Source organism: Cohnella ginsengisoli (assembly GCF_029525555.1).
GTDB lineage: Bacteria > Bacillota > Bacilli > Paenibacillales > Paenibacillaceae > Cohnella > Cohnella ginsengisoli.
The window spans coordinates 621288-640530 of the sequence record NZ_JAPDHZ010000006.1 but is presented as its reverse complement, the minus strand read 5'-3'; the positions used below and the strand labels follow the sequence as shown (position 1 = coordinate 640530).

Here is a 19243-nt window from a genome sequence, read left to right as displayed (position 1 = left end):
CATCAATACGCGCCTGTGCCTTTGATCACCACAGGAATCGTTTTTAGCAATATCTTCATTTCAAGCGCAAAGCTCCACCGCTCGATATACTGAATGTCCAAATCGATCCATGCTTCGAAGTCCAGATCGCTCCTGCCGCTCACTTGCCACAATCCCGTCATCCCGGGCAAAACGTCCATCCTTCGCCAATGATAGTTTGTGTATTGCGCCACTTCGTCTGGCAAGGGCGGCCTTGGCCCAATAAGACTCATATCTCCGCGTAGTACGTTCCATAGCTGAGGCAACTCATCTAGTGAGTACTTTCGAAGCCATCGGCCTGAACGCGTTACGCGAGGATCGGCTTTCAGCTTAAATGCAGGCCCCCCCGCTAACGGCATTTTCCTTGTCCAAATTTTCTCTCAAACGCTCCGCATCCACTCGCATAGAACGGAATTTGATCATCGAAAAGGGCACACCGTTCTTGCCCACCCTCACTTGTTTGAAGAAGACAGGCCCCTTTGAATCTAACTTCGTCCATAATCCTAGTCCAAAGAATAGGGGGGATAGCAGGATTAAAAGCAGCGAGCTGATAAGGATATCGAACAATCGCTTTAACAACACATTGATTCCTCTTAACGGTGTCTTCACAATCTCCATGTAGGGTTGATTGGAATCCGTATGGAAGGCAAAGACGGTAGACATGCGATCAAACATCTCCGGGATGATCCGAATATCCACATTATACTTATAGATCGTATGGAGAATGGACTCGATGACCCTTCTCTCGGAAGGGATCGTAATATACACGACGTCGACATGTTGATTCTGAAGGATCGATTCCAACTCGGTCGTTTTGCCGATGACATCGGATCCAATCTTATAATCATCCAAGTATCCGATTATTTTATATTTACTGCGCTTCTCGGCTTCCAGCGTGCTTACAAGCTCGTTACCCACTTTGCCGGCTCCGACGATAAGAACGCGATCCTGCAGGAGGCCCTTCTCGTTCAGCATGCGAATCGCGTATTTATAAGCTGCGCGTAGCATAACACCTTCGACAAGCATTAACACTGCGAACGTAACAAGCGTGACGCGTGAATAGATGAATGTCGTTTTCAATAGAAACGTGATGCCGATGGACATTAAAAAAGCATAGCTAGTTGCTTTAGCGGAAAAGAACAGGTCTTCCGTTAAGCTACGCTCGCCATTGCCTGCAAACAAAAAACCTTGGGATCGCATAAATCCATGGATAAGCAGCATCATTCCGAGAAAAAGCAAGTATTTGTCAAATACATGAACTTCCTTGGACCAAACAATTGGATTCAACGAGTCTACCAACGGATAGTCAGGTAGAACCTTCAAGTACATGAGAAAGTAAAAGGTCAAAATGTATACACTATATTCGCAAAGATAGTATAGCACGTACGTAATTCTTCTGAATTTATCGAGCCTGATCCGCTGCTTAGATGCATTGCCTACCGCCTTAAACTGCATTTGCGCTAAAGACTTTGCGTTTGCAAACCGGTTGATATCCAATATCGTTCACCAACATTCAGGTATAGATATCTCTATTTTATCACATTTTCCGACATTCAGGTGGAATTCATCTTCCAGTTTTGTGAATAAAAAAACTGCCGGTATTGTATAAATACCGACAGTTTCTCGTTTGTAGCCATTATTAGTTATTTGTATCGGCAGTCCAATCGTTTGTATAAAACCAGTACTCGATAGAACGCTCTGCAACGAGTTTTTTTGGCGCCTTGCACGACCTCGTACAACCGAAGTCTATACTTGAGCGTTCCGTCGTAACCCGTGTTTGGATTCGCCTTTTTAATAATCAGCTCTTGATTCGTACCGGCCTTGAGCGTTGGTGTCGTGCCATCTCCCTCGATCGTCAAATCTTGCGAGAGATAGTTCGTGACCTTGCCGTCGGATGGATTAATGCCGTCTACTTCGAGTACAAGCTTGCGATCGGTCGGGTACAAGTTGTAGGATGTATCCTTATCCAAGTTGTAGTCTAACGTGAGCTGGATGTCATCGCCGAGCAAGGTCGGGAAGAACTTATTGATCGTAAATTTGTATGGCAGCAGGCTAATATCCTTAAACGTGCTATATAGACGCTGTTCTTGCGGCAAGCTATAGCTGACTGCATTAATGAAACCATCGGCGGCCGTCTTCGAATCCGTATACTTCGTATCGGATACGCCTTCGCCTACGATCAACTTAAGATTGTTGGTGTCATAGTTCTGAGGCACCGAGGCCGTGAACGTAAGCAGCGCTTTGTTCGAAGCATTCACTTGACCTTCGGCCATCGTCGCGGTTGCAGGGAATAGGTCCCCGTTGTCGCTCTTAAACAATCCAACCAAGCGGACGGGGTCTATTGTACGTTTTTCCGCGCTAGTAAGCGTCATTTGAACCGAAAAAATCTTATTCGTGGTCGTATTGAAAACATTGACATTGTTCAAGGCTGCAGTCATCTTGCTGCCTTCGCGATCAATGTTCATGATCTTGTCTACAGCATAGAACGGGATCTGCGCCAAGTAGGAGGTTCCCATCAATTCGCCAAGTTTGTTTGTCGTTTTCTCATCGACTTGATTGTTTAAAATCAGTTTAGCTTTTGCGAAATTAAAATTAGACGGGAGCTTGGCGTATACATCCAGATCAACATAACTGCCTGCATTCAAACCGAATTGATTGTTTACTGCGATAGTTTTAAAGTCCAGCTTGGTCTTATCATCCAGATAGAAATAGCCAGTCAACGCCGGAATCGAGACGGCTGTCGCTGATTTATTCGTTAACCGAATCCTTGCAGACAACACATCCTGGCTGTTCCATGGTTCTCTAAGCAGCGAGGTCAGCTTATATTGATAGGTACCTTCCGTATTCGTATACGTGAAGTTATCGGTAGTGGTAGATGTCGTCGGCGTGCCGTTGCTAAAGTAAAGATTGTAGGTTCCGACGGGCAGATTAACTGCGGTTTCTCCGCCATTATCTCGAAGGATCATTAACTTCCAGCCGGTTTTCGCGAGCGTGGCAGGCACGGTTGCCGTTATTTTAAATTCTTTGCGCGTCAGAGGCTGAATATTCAGATCCTCTGTAATCGAAGGTGTCGCTTCATACATAATGCCACTGGCTGTTACTAGATAATATTTATATTTACTAAGCGTTACGGCTTTTTTCCCGATATTGTTATAAACATAATTGACGGTAATGAGTTGGTCTTCGTCCCCTGAAGCTGCTATCGTAGATGAAGTTACTTTTGAGTTCAATGTCGTCGTAGCAAAATATAGCGATTTGTATGAGCCTGCAGCTACGACATTATTAAAGTTTTTAGGAAAAGTAAACTTACCGACACCTTGCTCATAACCCGCAACGCTGAAGTTAAACTTTACCACCTTGAAGATGAGATCGGATAATTTCGTTGATTCTCCGACTGTCGCATATAAAGTAACCATGATTTTAGAGTTTGGAGCGACTCTATTGAGTTTCGCATCAGCAGCCGACGTCTTGATCGAATAGGTGCTGCCTGATGAATTAGCTAATCTAAACCAATAATTCGAGAGATCTAAGGATGCTGAGCTGCCGTTGTAGATACTTAGCGTAAATGCAGCAATCTGCCCCCCCATCGACCGGGGATAACCCTACATCCACCAAATTGATATAGCTCTTGCTATTCAAAAATATAGGCTTCACGACTTGCGAAACAGCCGTTATTTTTGAAGCTGTCGTGCTTGTACTGGACGCTGCATAAGCCGACATAGGTGCTGCAGCCAACATCATTGCGGTTAAACCAACGAGAACTTTAAACTTTTTGCTAGATCCGTTCATCCGGCGATCCTCCCTAAACTCAGTTGCATTTATTATAGCGCTCGTACATGAATATTACGTGAACCCGGCTTAACCTACTACTATAGACGACGGATCTAGTCAAAAAGTTGTGAGGACAGAAAAAAAGAGCAAGCCCGAAGGCTTGCTCTTTTCTCTAAAGAGATATTACTTGTTCAGCGTGATGTCAGCAATCGTATTGCCATTCAGGTCCTTAGCATCGGTGCTAGCGATCTTAACGGCAATCGTTTGAGACGCAGTGAACTTGCTGGACTTCGTCGTAATTACCACAGTGTTGTTGACAGCTTGAATGGATTCAATGTCAGCCTTCGAAACATCAACACCATTGATGGATACAGTAACACCAGTAGTTACTGCGCCTGGGTCCAGAACTTCGCTCGTGGCAACAGTCAGAACCTTGTCGGAAGTAAGCGTAACGGATTGAGCGACAGGCTTAACATTTTCCTTCAGCGGGATCGAGGTAGAAATACCCGTGTCGGACAGTGTATTGCCGCTCTTGTCGACGATGTTTACAACCTTCAGCGTACGATAGCCATTTACCGGAATCGTTCCAGCAGGCAGCGTAATGATAACCGTCTTAGCATCGTTCAGGAACTTCAGCGTGGAGCCAGTCGGAAGAGCAACGTCGTTGATCAGGAACTTGGAAACGTCCAGAGCAGCGGTCGTCAATTCAGCGTTGAACACGATTTTCAGCGTACCAGGAGCCGTTTCCGTCCAGGAATCAACCTTCACGCTGCCACTAGTGCCGGTAGAAGCAGTAACTTCTACGCTAACATTCGTATTAGCGATCTTGTTGGAGGAATCATCATAAACCTTAGTCTCAGGAAGAGTGATGTTGTACTTGCCAGCCACCAGCTTACCTGCAGAATTAAGAACAGCATACGATGTTCCGGTGTTTCCAGTCACTTCAAGTTTCAAGTAAGACTTTTCCGTGTCGTTCGTCTGAGGGTTAGTATCTCTATCGAGATCATAACCAACCGAAGCATTAACAGTCAGACTACCAGTAGAGTAAATGCTGTTCGCATCAGTGAGGTTATAAGCGATAGCAGCTGCATTTCCAATAACTTGAGTAATCGGCTCATCGAACTTGACATAGATGCTGTTGCCTTCGTAGAACACCGATTGAACTACAGGAGCAGTCGTGTCCTTGGAAATCGTTACCGCTTGCGTGTAATCAGCGCCATTCAGACCAGCAAGATCCTTGTAGCCGGAGACACGTACGGAAAGATTCAAGAAGTTAGCGCTCTTCGCCGTCAGCCAGGAAGAAGCATTATACGTTACCGTATAAGTAGCTGAATCATAGCTAGTAGCAGCGATAGGCGACAGACCAGTCACGCCTTCAGCATAGATCGAGCTAACAACAGAAGTGTCGATAGCTTCGCTGAACTTAACCTTTACATTGGCGCCGCTAACCGTAACAGCCGTTACAGTCGGCGAAGTCGTATCAGTAGGAGGCGTCAGCGTCGTGTTGTAGTCGAACACCTTGCCAGCAACGTCCTTACCGCTGATCAGGTAGAAGGCATAAGAAGTGCCAAGGTTCAGCGGGGAAATCGTCACAGCAGTAACGTCTTGTTGCGTATCCTTAGTCAGCGTGTAAACAATGTTCGTAGCGGAAGTCGGAGCATCACCGATTTGAATGCCATTGATCGACAGCGTGCCCAGATTGCGGAGCGGTTCGCTGAATTCGATCTTAGCGGACTTACCGATGTAGGAAACATTCTTAACCGTAGGAGCAACCGTATCTGCAAGCAGAACAGCTTGCTTGTAAGCCTTCAAAGATTGACCGGAAGCGGACTTCAGATCGGAGCTAACAGCGAATTGAGCATAACGGTCCAGCGTAAATGCCGGGTCAAACGTCAACGTGACAGTTTGCTTGTCGCTGCTCAGTGCAATGTCAGCTTGAACCGGGTGTGTAGCAGTGTCCAGCGTATAGTACGCGCTGTTCTTGAAGCCGCCCGTGAGGGAACCTTCAGCTACTGCCTTGTTGAACTTAACAGCAATTTGCTTGCCATTCAGAACGGTTACGGATTCTACCGTAAAGCCATCGATGACAACTTCCTTCGTTACTGCAACAGATCCCTTAGTGCCGTCGTATGCAACGACAGTCAGCTTGTAAGTGCCCGGTACTTGCTTAGCAGTCGTAAACGTGAAGGTCTTGTCGTCCTTCAGCGTAGCAGCAACTTCAGCGGCAGTGCCCAGAGCAACCTTAACACTGTCAGCCTTACCAACAACCTTGCCCGTTACCGTGATCGTGTCGTCGGAGTTAACCGTCGTTACCACGTCGCTCAGAACCGGAAGGGCCTTGAGTTGGTATACAGCATAAGCCAGGTCGATGGTTTGAGCGCGAGTAGCGTTAGCCTTGTAGTTCGTAGGAACAGTCAGGCCGGCGTTGATCGCAGCTTGGATGTACGGGCCAGCCCAAGCGGACGAACCAGCAACAACAGCGCCGTCAACCGGCTTGATGCCAGCGAGGATAACGGCAACCTTAGCCACTTGCTCAACAGTAACGTTCAGCTTAGGGCCAAACTTGCCAGCGCCGATACCGTTAACCAGACCAGCGTCGGAAGCGGATTGGATAGCCGTGAAGTACCAGTCTTTAACCTTAACGTCAGCGAAAGAAGACGCGGAGTTGACCAGCTTCAGACCGCCAACGCTTGCCACGATCGTAGCGAACTCAGCGCGAGTCAGCGTGGAATCCAGACGCGGATTGCCGCTTGGATCACCCTTCAGAACGCCTTGATCAACGAACCATTGATACTTTTGAGCTGTAGTCAGCTCAGTTGTAGCGGCAGATGCCATAGAGGCAAACATGCCGAATACCATAGCCAGAGCTATGAGAAGAGACAAACTTTTCTTCATAACCTTTTTTTCTCCTCCTCGGAAAGGACTCTGTAATGTTTGTGTAGAAGATTTGTAGCTCGATTCTCTCATCGGTGTGTCACCCCCTCTCCGGAGTTGAGCGTTGTCTATAATTGATGTCTGCACCATGTCTATGGAAGTAGAAGCATGTCGCAGAAACTCGTAAACAAGCAGAAAATGGCCAGGGTAATAATGCCACTTTGATCATTATACATGCGAGCAAACCTAGCGTAAAGAGAATTCTTGGAAATGCTAGCATGCCATATGACTTAAGTCCCTCTTGAATGTCACATGATGTTAGACGCGGTTCGTTATGAAAAGTTGCGTTTGAATCCAATTTTTTTTGATCTAATTTTTTCCGGAATTGTCCTGACTACTTTTACACGGAATCAGGGGCTTCCAATCATGCTCGTCTTGCACGCTCAACCTTCTATGTATGACTTAATACTTCCATAGTATAGCCTACCGTTGCCGACGTCGTCATTGCCAAAAGTTTTCCTCTTGCGCACAATTCTATGAAAAATGAGAACGGGAGCCCCCGCCACAGCGGTGACTCCCGACCTGAACATTAAAGCTTCTTAAGCTTCTTCATGACGCGCTGCGCGATGACCGCCGCGTCCGCGCGGGAGAGATTGGAATCAGGTTCGTAGCGGAACGTCGGTTTGCCGCCGGAGACCGTGTTGGCGATGCCCGATATGAATCCGGCCTTGTTTACAGCCAGGATCGAGCTGACCGCATAGGTGTCTGTAGTCGAGGCGTCAGTGAAGATCTTCTGGAGCGAAACCAGATCTTTTTCCGGATCGGCGTTGCTCTTGACCAGGTTAAGCGCGCGCGCGATCATGACGGCCGCTTCGCCACGGGTCAGATTGTCGTTCGGCATAAACAGTCGTGGAGACTTGCCTCTAATATAACCCTTCTTGACCGCCGTCTCGACAAATCGATAGTTCCAATACGGCTGATCCGGATAATCGAAAGGCTGCACATCGTCAAACGTCATATTGTTCGGATCGTACTGAAGCGGAATCCCCATCATCTTAACGAGCATTTGCGCGAATTCGCCGCGCGTGATGTTTTCGTAGACGCCGAAGGAATTTCCATCCTTATTGTTCATGACGCCGTGAGAGAATATCGACTCTAACGCAAGCCTTGCGTACTTGTGACCGATAATATCACTAAAGCTGTACCGCAATCCCATGACCGTGTAATAGCCAAAGCCATCAAATGGCGCCGTAACGGTTTTGTTAGACGTATTGACAACGCCGCCGATATTTTCCCACCCATTGTTCGTGTAGCGCCAAACACTCAGGTTCTGACCATACACGTTGGCGATGTTGGCGTCATACTTCAATGTAATGGTACCGCGTTGCGAAGGCTCCAGCCACTTGGACGTGTCGTAAACGCGGCCGTAGAACATATTCGCCGGCTGGTAAGGCTGCATTGCCTTTACCATGGTATATTCGCCGCTGGTTGTCGACGCCGTGGCATCAAAGTAGCCCGCGTCGATCCAGAACAGCTTGGAAGCATAAGCAAAATTCGTTTTTGGCGTCAAACGGTCGACTGCATACGAGTCCACCGGCACATCCTTGATCGTACCGTCGAGCGCATTGCCGGCCAGATCCGTCTCGCCAACTGCATTGTACTTCTTCACCGTCCGTCCATCTGTCCGGTCAGCGATGCCAAAATAAATCTGTTGAGAGTTGAACAGATCAACCGTTTTGACATCCTGCCCGGGGCTTGTATTCGCTTGGCGCAGGAAAGTATTCTTCGGGAACGACATTTGGAGCTCGCCGCTGAAAATATTGACCTTGCCGGAAGCAGATACGTTCGCTTTGTATTGTGCAGCTACCGAATTGTCCGCTGCGTAGGTTACATCAAAAGATCCGTTTACCTTTTGCGTACCTGTGACGACCGTAAATTTAATCGTGTTCTTGCCTGCCTTCAGGTTAGGCATCTCGTAACGGAAAATATCGCCTTCGCCTTTAGTCATCTCGACCTTGCCGATAAGCACCTGATTCGCACCTTCCGCCTTAATGCTAATTGGCAAGAAGTTGGCGTTAATGACCGCCTCGTTCGGCAGCTTCGGAGAGAGGACAAGATACGGTGAGTAATCCCGTATGATCGTGATCGTCTGCGATACGGTAACAGTGCCTTTTCGCAGGATGACCGTGAAGGTGATCTTGCCGGAAGTCGGCAGTTTGATCTCCGACAGACGGATCTGGTATTCGGTTTCTCCCGACTGCAAGGTATATTGCGTGCTCGGCAAAACATTAGGTTTCATATCGACAAATGGTTTGATGCTATCTACTGGCGTCGCAGGATCGATCAGATCAAGCCTCGAAGGCGTAGCTGTGTCGAATCCACCAGTTGCCACTGACTTCCCATCAATCAGCATATCAATACCGTCGAAGTCCTTGACTTTGAAGAGCAGATCTAGCGACTTTTCCGTCGTCGTGTATTCGTTGTCGTCCGTGATCGCAAACTTCACGTCCGGATCGGAGAATTTACGCTTAGGCAGTGCCGGATCGTCATTGTTCGGCGGCAGGACGTAAGGTATCGGACGAATGCTTGTGATTGCAGGCTCATCATTGGAAAATAAATAAATCGTATAAGAAGTAGAAACAGGGACACCGCTTGCCGTACCCGAGAACGTGATTGTATTCGCACCTGCTACAAGCGAGATCGGCGTTGGCGTCGAATTTCCGGGAACAAATGTGAACTTGCCGGAACTTACAACGATGTTGCTGGCGCTCTGTTTTAACGGTACGGTTCTACCGTTAAGCGTGACTTGAAGCGAGTCAAGCTCGGCAGCAGAGTTCAAATTGAAGTTAGGAAGACTGCCTACAATACTATAGTTCTGAAAGTCCGTTGGATTCGTGAACGTCATGCCGGTGTACAGGTTGGCGATTTGAATCGCCGGCGCCGGATTGTAAGTAATGGTGCGCGTAAGCGAGTATATCGTCGCCAAAGAACTGTCCTTGATCATGAAGGTCAACTTTAATTGACCAGCCGGCAAGCTGCGAATGATTACGACAGGTTTGCCTGCAGCGTCATAATAGCTGTTTTTGACGATATCAGATTGAGCCGTAACATTGTCGGTACCGCGTTCGACTTTGACATCGACGGTATTTGCGCCGAGATTTTGTGTATCCAGCAGCAGATAAAGCGGAAGCTGCGATACGATTGCATTGTTAGAAAAGTTGGCGGTTGAAGCGGCCGTAACTGTAGTCCCCGAAGTAGGCAACACTGCATTGTACATCTGTTTGACACCGGCGATACTTGGCGAATTGGACAGCAGCATTTTGAAAGGAAGCGTATCTGTCAGCGTGGGACTGGGACCGATAATACGCAAATAATAATCGCCATTCGTAGGCACGGTAAAAGTACCAGTTGTCGTGAAGTTATAAATGACATATCCGGTGGTCGTATTGACAAGCGAGTACGTACTGCCGGATACGGAAGTGGCAGCGGCATCTCCAGTTCTCCACAACTCCACAGTAACATTGCCCGCCGGCACAGTCGTACCGGTATAAGGAATGACAACTGTCCCGGATACATTAGCGCCAGTAGTGATCGCGGTGGTGAGAGTAGGCTCGCCGCCGATGTCCTGCGAACCGATCTTGACGCCATAAGCCGTTAATGAGCCATTATAGTAAACCAAGTTCCTTTTTAACTCGTACGTTTTAGTTGCGTTTTTAGCAACGATCGTCAAGGTATTCAAGCCGTGGCTCAGTGCGATGCCAGACAGCACGTAACTCGAACCAGCTCCGCCGAACATCTGCGTGCCGTTGATTGTCACTTCTGTAGCATTAGGGGCCTTCAAGGAAATGGTGGCAGTCGGGCTGGTCACGAGAAGCGAGTTGCCCTCTGGTAGTACGGTGCCGTCGATCAGCTTGATGTCCGAGATGACCGGCACGTTCGTAAAGTTCACGTAAGCAGTGCCGTCTACAATATTCCCGGCCGTGTTCGTCCCGGTAACCGTAATGCGATTCAGACCGTCGTAGATCGTGATACCGGTAAAACGGAAGGAATTCGATCCGGTAATGATCGGCTTTGTCGACCCAACCGAAGATTCGGCGACCTTCGTCGTCGAACCGTTTATGATCAGCTTTTCGATCTTATAGTTAATGGTCGTAGAGGAAACGCCGCTGAACGTGCCCGCAATGTCGATGACATTGCTGTTCACCTCTGAAGGCGCCTGATCGGAAGTGCTGTAATCGTCGAATTGGAAATAAGCCGAGGCCGCGTTAGCAGGTGCCGCGGGCGTCAATGGCAGGAGCGTCGCGACGAGCGCCAGCGTCAGCATCCATGCGATAAACCGTGTGTTCAGAAGTTTCAAAGGAAAAATCCTCCTTGTGCGGGTCGTTAGTTATAGGGACGTCGGAAAACGGGATAAAGGAACGAACACCACCCAACTTGCCTCGGAAGACAGTTATCGTACTGTTGTTATCGGAAGCTCGAGGTCAATTGTTTAGGCATTTCCTCCATAATAAGACTCCGTACCCAGTTCCGCCGCAAGGGAATGTTTGGAATCTACTGTTGAAGGTACATTTAAGGATCGTGAAAAACTAAAATAGCTCTGCTCCGCGAGTGCGGAACAGAGCCGTGAATTCTAAGGTTACTTGGAGCGTGTACCCGCAGTCTCCTTCACACGCATGCGCGCGAGGAAGTTCAGGATCGGGCGCTTCGACTTGTCCACGATGCCGATGAGCTCGGCGCCGATCTGCAGCAGGACGAGCAGCACGCAGATGACGACGAAGGTCAGCCAGTTGCCGACGCCCGAGTTCGAGAAGACCGACTGGAGCACGGCGCATGCGCCGAAGAACGCAGCCACGCCATAGATGATGAGTACCGTCTTCCGGTGGCTGAAACCCAGTTGCTGCAGACAGTGATGGAGATGTCCTTTGTCCGGTTCGAAGATCGGCTTCTTCTGCACGCGGCGGCGGATGATCGCGAAGAACGTATCCGACAGCGGCACGCCGATCAGCAGCAGCGGCGTCACGAACGAGACGACGGTGATCTGCTTGAACCCGAGCATCGACAGCATCGCGAGCGCAAAGCCGAGGAACAAAGCGCCCGAATCTCCCATGAAGATCTTGGCGGGGTGGAAGTTGAAGAACAGGAATCCGATAATGCCGCCCAGCAGCACCGCGCACAGAATGACGACGGTACCTTGGCCCATCAGGGCGGACATGACGAGGATGGAGCTGATCGCGATGCCGGACACGCCGGCCGCGAGGCCGTCGAGCCCGTCGATCAGATTGATCGCGTTGGTGACGCCGACGATCCAGAAGATCGTGAGCGGGATGCTGATCCATTCGGTCAGCGACTGGCTATCCGCGCCGAAAGGTATATTAACGAAGTCCATTCGAATATCGAAGCCGAAAACGACGACGCATGCCGCAGCGATCTGCACGAGCAGCTTGAGCTTGGCGGACAGCTGAAACCTGTCGTCCAGCGCGCCCAGCAGCACGATGAGCGAACCGCCCGTTAGTAGCGCGCCGATGAGACGCTTGTCGTGAGCGCTGAACCAGTGCTCGGGAATGAGCGGCAGCAAGAGAAGAATAATGACCGTAAACGAAGCGTAGAAGGACAGACCTCCGAGCCGTGGCATGATCCGCGTGTGCACTTTGCGATGATTCGGTTTGTCGATCGCGCCGACGAGAAACGCGAACTTCTTAACAAGCGGCGTCAACACCAGCGCAAGCGCGAGCGATAGCACAAATCCGGTGATCCCGATTCCAACCATCCAGCCTGTCGGCATTTTTACATCTCCTTTAGCTTATGTACCGGAATGAATTATACGCTCCGGCACGGGAATGAACAAGCCAATAATTTCGCCGAATTCCGGCAAAAAAGGCCGTTTTCCTTCACTCAAGCTCGTTTTCATGCATTTTCATTTCGTTTGCAAAAGGTTATCGCCGTCTCGGGCCACTTTGATCGCGAATTGGGGAAGTACCATCATTCGCCTGATCCGCGTCGGCTCCCGAAGCAGCCGGTAGAACCACTCAAGCCTCAGCTTGATAAACAGCGCAGGCGCGCGCTTCGTCTTGCCGGCGAGTACGTCGAAGCTGCCGCCGACGCCCATCATGACGGGCACGCCGAGCGCGGCCTGATGCTTCGCGAGCCATGGCTCTTGGTTATCCATCGAGCGGGCGACGAACAGCAGGTCGGGCTTCGAATCGCGAATGGCGGCTACGACCGCTTCATCGTCTCTGTCGGTAAAATACCCGTTGCGAACGCCTGCGAATCGAACGCCGGGATAGAGCGAAGCCAGCTTGGCATGGGCCGCATCCACGACTTCCTGCGAGGCGCCGAGCAAATAGACGCTCCAATGGCGGCGATCTCCCTCGCGCATCAGCTCGTGCAGCAGATCGTATCCGGCCACGCGTTCGGCTACGGGCTGGCGGACGCGCCGCGCCGCCCACACGACGCCCGTACCGTCGGGGACGACGAGCTCGGCGGTCGCCAGCGCCCGGCGGAATACCGGATTTTGCAGCGACTTCATGACCATCTCCGGATTGCCGGTGACGATGCGATGGCTCTTGCCGGACACGACCGCCCCGATGAGATAATCGACCGTTTGGGACATATTCATTTTAGAAAAAGGGATGCCGTAAATCGATACGGTCGGAAAGCTGCGTGCATCCGCGGTCTGAGACATGGTTATCTCCCTCTAAGTTCCAGGCAGGCTTCGACGATTCGCTGCGCCGGTAAGGCCGCTTCTTCCTTCAGTCGCCGGATGGCGCTGTAATGGTCGATGCGCCACTGTGCCGGATCTTCTATGAATTGGACGGCCTTGGCCGCAAAATGTTGTACATCGATCGCGTCGACGGTGCCGATGGGCCGGTCGCCGAGGCGATGCAGAAACTGGTCGATCTTCGGATCGTAGGAAAGGCCGAGCAGCGGCACTTCGCGGTTCGCGGCATAGATGAGCGAGTGGAGCCGCATGCCGACCAGCAGGTCGCAGCGGTCGATCTCGCGAAGCATCTCCTGCGGCGCATCGTGCGCGGGCGCGATCTCCGCCATGACGGTGGCATCGCCCAGCCGCTCGATCACGTAGCGCGACGCATCCTCGTCCGCGCCCTCGTGAAAGGGCAAAAACCGCAGCCGCACCGGACGCTGCCGCGCCAGCGCGGCCAGCGCCGCGGCGATCCGGTCCAGATCGGACCGGTCGCCGCGCCAGAACCGCACGGACACGCCGACCAGCGGCGGCCTGTCCGTGCCGCCCCCGCGCGCCGCGCCTGCGCCTTCGGCAGGAGCGGCATCGCGTTCTCCGGCGCCCGCAGCGGCAGCGCCGGCCAACCCCGAGCCCCGCGCGCCATCGGCCGCTCGAGGCCCATCGCCCGCGGCGCCCGCAGCGGCGGCGCCGGCCAACCCCGAGCCCCACGCGCCACCGGCCGCGCCGGGCTCACCGCTCGCCGCGCTCCGGCCTTCGGCCGCGCGGCCCCCATCGCCCGCCGCTCCGCCTGCAGCGGCGCCGCGCACCTCCGCCCCGCCGGCCGACGGCGGCAGCGGCAGCCCCATGACCGGGTCCGGCACGACCGCGACCCGATCCTCCGGAACGCCGAAGCCGGCCAGCAGCGCGGCCGATTCGGCGTCCCGCACCGACACGTACGACGCCTTGCGCATCGCCCGCGCGATGAACGGCCCGAACATCCGGCGCTTCACCGGCCCGATGCCCTGGGCATACACAAATGTCGGCTTGCGCGCCCAGCGCGCCATCTCCAGGATGCCCAGATAATACGGGATCGACCCGAGGCCGGTCGCATCCTGGAGCAGGCTGCCGCCGCCGCTGATCACGCCGTCGCTGGCGGCGATCGCTTCGCGCACCTCGCGCAGCTTCATGCGCGGCACCGACCAGACGCCGTACTGCCGGGCCGTCCAGGCCGGATCCCCGGACAGCACGATCGGCTCGACGAATACACCTTGGTCTTCGCCGGCCTGCTCGAGCGCGTTCAGGATGCTGAGCAGCACCGCTTCGTCTCCGCTGTTGCGGAAGCCGTAGTAGCCGGACAGCACCAGCCGCAGCTTCCGGTCCGTTTTTGCCATACCCATTATGCCATGCACCGCCTATGTTTGCCTTAAATTCAGATGAAAGAGGCGCGCCGCCCTGCCTTACCTTCAATATCGATCTCTTAGCGGCCGCATTCCTCTTTACCCGATTTCCGCGCCATGCAGAACTTGCTCACTTCAAGCCAGCTGCTTTCTCCAAACCGCCCACAGACGCTCGAGCACCTGCCAGACGACGATCAGCACGAGTCCGATCAGGAAACCGATGCCGAGTCCTAGCAGATCCCGTGTCGCGGACAGCACGGCTGGCGTATGAATGTGCGCGAACGTGTCGACCATCGACAGCTGTCCGATCGTGGCGGCGACGATGAGCACGAGCGGCCACTTCGGATAGCGAAGCGACAGGAACAGGCCCAGCAGCATGAGCGGGTGGCCCATCGCGAATTCCTTGAATCTCGGACGCACGTGGAAAGTCGTCTCGAGGAACGTGCGCAGCTTCATCTCGATGCCGGATGCGGAACCGCCGTTTCCAGTACGCGTCAGATAATAATAGCCTGCCGCCAGGATGAACACGCCTGCGATGACCCAGAACACCTTGATCGGCATGACCAGCAGCTGCCGGAGGTTGCCCCAGAATCCGTTCGCGGAGCCATAAAAGAATACGTAGAGCGCCACCAGCGCGATCGGCGCGAGATGGAGCAGGCTGACGCCGCGGAACTGCTGCAGCACGAGTTCGTACGTAATGTCGTTGAGCAGCGCGATGACGAACGGGATGGCGATGACGGACAGAATCGCCGTACGAATATAGAGCAAGATCGCGGAGCCTATCCGGCGACCGGCGGACATACGGAAGTTTTCGGGGCGATTCCTTCTCGCCCGAAGCAGGCGAACCAGCGTCACGACGGACACCGTCGGCGCCGCGATCGCGACGAACAGCGCCAGCGCCTGCGTAAGCAGCGACGAATCGAGCGCGAGCACGCCCGCTCCGCCGATGAAGCCGAGGATCGTAACCGGCAGGAGCAGCGGCGGCAGGAACAGTCCGATCATGATCGCGATCAGCGAGACCGCGCCCGCGATCGCCAGACCGCGCCAGACCGTCTCGGCCGGTGCTTTGTGAACCTTAAAAGCATGCGCTTCGCCCGTCACGAAGCCGAAGTCTCGCATACGCTCGATCGCGCCGTCGTCTCCGGAGAGCGCAGTGACGATCGTCTTGTCGATCGGGTGGGTCACGACCGCCTTCTTGTCGTCGCGCGCCGGCGCGGCGTTCAGGTAGATCATACGGATGTTGCGGTCCTTCACGGCCAGCACGAGACGGTCCTTCAGCGTCTCGGGGCTGATCACCATCATCTCGCCCTCGGACACCGAATGCAGGCGGACCGCGTTGTAGTCGAGCTTCTGGGCAAGCGCGCCCATGCCGAGCTGCGGCGCCTTCAGGTTCTCGATGACCGCGGTACCGAACCCGCCGTCCTTGAGCTGCTTGGCGAAGTCGTCCAGGCTGCGTTGATCCGCCTGGTTGTTGTATCCCGTCACTGCTTCGCCGTCGAAAATAATGCGCGTAGCGCCGACCGCTTTGAACTTGGCCAGCCAGTCGGACACGCGAGCGGCGTTGTACGGCTGAGTACGATCGGAAATACGCGGTACGACCATCAGCCCCGCATCGTGGATCGCCTGCATGGAGAGCGGGTTCGGTTCCATCGGACGCAGCTTGGCGTCATCGGGTCCGACCCCGAGGATGATGCCGTCGCGGCCCTTCGCGGACCAAGACTCGACGCTCACCCCGGCCTGGTTGAACGCGTCTTCCACGATCGGCTTGATCGCGGGCTCGGTATCCGGCTTGTTGAACATGACGTATGTACGATTGTCGCCCGGCACGCTAAGCTCGCCAACCAACTGCGCGGCTTGCTGAGCCGTATACACCATTACGTCCCCGGTCAGGCTCAGCTCGTCCAGATTGCTTTCGAACACCGCCATTCCATTGACGCCGGCATCCTTCAGCTTTTTTAAGCTGCTCCTGGGCAAACGCCTTCGGATCCGCCTGCGTAGCCGCGATCGTCAAGATGTCCTTGTAGTCCACGATGATTTCCACTTTGTTCGCAGAGTGCTCGGTCTGCACGCGCGCATAAGCGACGGGCAGCGAGCCCAGCACGCCAATCAGCACGACCCACCAGAGCCACTTCGCCAATCTGCGATTCCATTGATCCAGCCATACAGGCACCGCTTCCACTCCCTTTTATCCTCATCGGCGACGGCGCGCTTCGCTTACGAACGCTTCGCGCGGACGCCGAAGGTTACCCATTGCCGCGAGTTTCGCGAATTAAATGTAGTATTGCAGTTATCCCGGCAATGAATGCCGAAAGCGCAACATTTTCCTGCCGCCTTGCTGAAGCCAAGCCTTCCCGTTTCTGACGCGCATGCCATATAGACGAAGTCGCAGCCTGGCAAGTTACGAGCCGTTTTCTTCTGCATCGTCAATAGCCATCATTTCCCGCGCAATACCGCGACAAGAAGCGACACCGTCCGAGTATGCGAATCCCATTGCGCTTGCCTTCAAGGCAAATCGGAGTCCGTCCGGCACGAGTCAGAGCCAACGACTCACTCACCAGCCAGGTCACCAGCATCAGTCAACGAATCAAAAACCAGCCAATCAGCCGGCAATCAGCTCCCAGCCAGCCGGACGGCAAGCCAGCCGGACGTTACTTGCCACTGTCGCGCTCCCCGCCGGCCCGCCCAAGCGCACAAGCGCCCGCAAGCCGTGCGGAGCGCAGGCGGCTGCGGGCTAGATTGTGGCCGAAAGGCGCGGACCTCGCTTAGCTAAGCGCGTCTACGCGCGCCATGACCGCGCCGACCAGCGCGTCCAGCGCGGCGTTGGCGCCGCCAAGGTCGTCGCCGCGAACGGCGAAGTACACTTTGATCTTCGGTTCTGTGCCCGAAGGACGAAGGCAGAACCAAGAGCCGTCCGCGCGCAGAAACTTCAGCACGTTCTCCTTCGGCAAGCCGTCCAGTCCCAGCTCGTAGTCGAGCACCTGGTCCACCTTGATGCCGCCCACCTCGGCAGGCGGATTCGTGCGCCAGTCCGCCATGATCGCGGCGATTTGGGCGACGCCGTCCTTGCCTTTGAGCGTGCGTGATTCCAGCTTTTCCAGATACGTGCCGTACTTCGCGTACAGCTCCAGCAGCACGTCGTACAGCGTCTTGCCTTGCGTCTTGTAGAAGGCGGCCGCCTCGCAGATGAGCAGCGACGCGACGACCGCGTCCTTGTCACGCGCATACGTGCCGGCGAGATAGCCGTAGCTCTCCTCGTAGCCGAAGAGGAACGCATGCTCTCCCGTGGATTCGAACTCGGTCATTTTCTCCCCGATGTACTTGAAGCCGGTGAGCGTGTTGATGACCGCGCTGCCGTACGAGCGCGCGATATCGGCGCCCATCTCGCTCGTGACGATCGTCTTAATGACGGCGCCATTGGCCGGCAGGCGTCCCTTGGCCTGCAGATTGGAGAGCAGGTAGTGCACCATCAGCGCGCCGGACTGGTTGCCGGACAGCACGACGTATTCGCCCTTGTCGTTCTTGACGACGGCGCCCATGCGATCGCAGTCCGGATCCGTGCCGATGATGATGTCCGCGCCCACTTCGTCCGCGAGCTTGATCGCGAGCGTAAACGCTTCGTGCTCCTCCGGGTTCGGGGACTTGACCGTCGAGAACATGCCGTTCGGCTGCTCCTGCTCGGGTACCACGTGTACGTTGGTAAAGCCCGCGGCAGCCAGCACCCAGCGCACGGGCATGTTGCCCGCGCCGTGCAGCGGCGTATAGACGACGGAGAGCGCCGATCCCGCGCCGCTTTTCAGCACCTCGGGATGAACGGATTGAGCGGCGACCGTATGTACGAACCGATTGTCTTCATTTTCGCCCAGCCATACGATCAGGCCCTGCGCTTCGCCTTCGGCCTGACTCATACGCTTGACGTCATCGAACGCGTCGACTTCGCGAATCGCGGCGATGACCTGCTCCGCCTGATGGGGCACGAGCTGGCAGCCGTCCTGGCCGTAGACCTTGTACCCGTTGTACTCGGGCGGGTTGTGGCTGGCCGTCACGACGACGCCGCCTGCGGCCTTCAGATCCCGGACCGCGAACGACAGCTGAGGCGTCGGGCGCAAGGAGCGGAACAAATAAGCCTTGATCCCGTTTGCCGCCAGCACTTGTGCCGTCTCGAGCGTGAAGATATCGGAATTATTGCGGGAATCGTGCGCGATCACGACGGAGGGGGACTCGAAGTTGCGCAGCAAATAATTGGCGAAGCCCTGCGTCGCGCGGCCGATCATATACCGGTTCATCCGGTTTGTGCCCGCGCCCATCACGCCGCGAAGGCCGCCGGTGCCGAACTCAAGCTCGCGGTAAAAACGGTCGTCGATCTCCGCGGGTTTGTCCCCGATCGAGCGCAGCTCCTCCTTGGTCGAGTCGTCTACCTTCGGATTGTTGAGCCAGGATTCATACACTTCGTTCGCAGCAATGGTCATCAATTTCTCATCCTTCCGTCTTTGGTCTCTTTATCTAT

The 19243-nt window shown here is 54.0% G+C and carries 11 protein-coding genes; all 11 read right to left on the bottom strand.

Annotated elements, in window-relative coordinates:
* Nucleotides 1–2: 2 nt before the first annotated feature.
* Nucleotides 3–377 (bottom strand): sugar transferase, encoded by a 375-nt coding sequence (locus tag OMP38_RS29520; protein ID WP_277568252.1) that lies wholly within the window; start codon nt 375–377, stop codon nt 3–5.
* Nucleotides 349–1515: a sugar transferase gene (locus OMP38_RS29515; protein ID WP_277568251.1), complete on the bottom strand. Its 1167-nt coding sequence runs from the start codon at nt 1513–1515 to the stop codon at nt 349–351. The genes OMP38_RS29520 and OMP38_RS29515 overlap by 29 nt, the downstream gene beginning before the upstream one ends.
* A gap of 146 nt (nt 1516–1661) precedes the next feature.
* On the bottom strand, nt 1662–3605 hold the full coding sequence (locus OMP38_RS29510) for a hypothetical protein (protein WP_277568250.1): 1944 nt from the start codon (nt 3603–3605) through the stop codon (nt 1662–1664).
* A 367-nt stretch (nt 3606–3972) separates the two neighbouring features.
* A complete protein-coding gene (locus OMP38_RS29505; protein WP_277568249.1) occupies nt 3973–6684 on the bottom strand; it encodes an S-layer homology domain-containing protein in 2712 nt (903 codons plus the stop codon).
* Nucleotides 6685–7252: 568 nt separating this feature from the next.
* On the bottom strand, nt 7253–11020 hold the full coding sequence (locus OMP38_RS29500; protein ID WP_277568248.1) for an S-layer homology domain-containing protein: 3768 nt from the start codon (nt 11018–11020) through the stop codon (nt 7253–7255).
* A gap of 279 nt (nt 11021–11299) precedes the next feature.
* Entirely contained in the window at nt 11300–12430 is a 1131-nt protein-coding gene (locus OMP38_RS29495) for an MraY family glycosyltransferase (protein WP_277568414.1), read from the bottom strand.
* Nucleotides 12431–12577: 147 nt separating this feature from the next.
* Complete coding sequence (locus OMP38_RS29490; protein ID WP_277568247.1) at nt 12578–13345, bottom strand: WecB/TagA/CpsF family glycosyltransferase; 768 nt, start codon at nt 13343–13345, stop codon at nt 12578–12580.
* A gap of 2 nt (nt 13346–13347) precedes the next feature.
* Nucleotides 13348–14739 (bottom strand): polysaccharide pyruvyl transferase family protein, encoded by a 1392-nt coding sequence (locus tag OMP38_RS29485; protein ID WP_420869766.1) that lies wholly within the window; start codon nt 14737–14739, stop codon nt 13348–13350.
* Between the two features lie 135 nt (nt 14740–14874).
* Nucleotides 14875–16665 carry a DUF5693 family protein gene (locus OMP38_RS29480; protein ID WP_277568246.1) on the bottom strand — a complete coding sequence of 597 codons (1791 nt, stop codon included), beginning with the start codon at nt 16663–16665 and terminating at the stop codon, nt 14875–14877.
* The gene (locus tag OMP38_RS29475; RefSeq protein WP_277568245.1) at nt 16568–16909 is read right to left on the bottom strand and encodes a hypothetical protein; all 342 of its coding nucleotides are present in this window, start codon (nt 16907–16909) and stop codon (nt 16568–16570) included. The genes OMP38_RS29480 and OMP38_RS29475 overlap by 98 nt, the downstream gene beginning before the upstream one ends.
* A 592-nt stretch (nt 16910–17501) precedes the next feature.
* Entirely contained in the window at nt 17502–19205 is a 1704-nt protein-coding gene (locus OMP38_RS29470; protein ID WP_277568244.1) for a phospho-sugar mutase, read from the bottom strand.
* Nucleotides 19206–19243 lie beyond the last annotated feature (38 nt).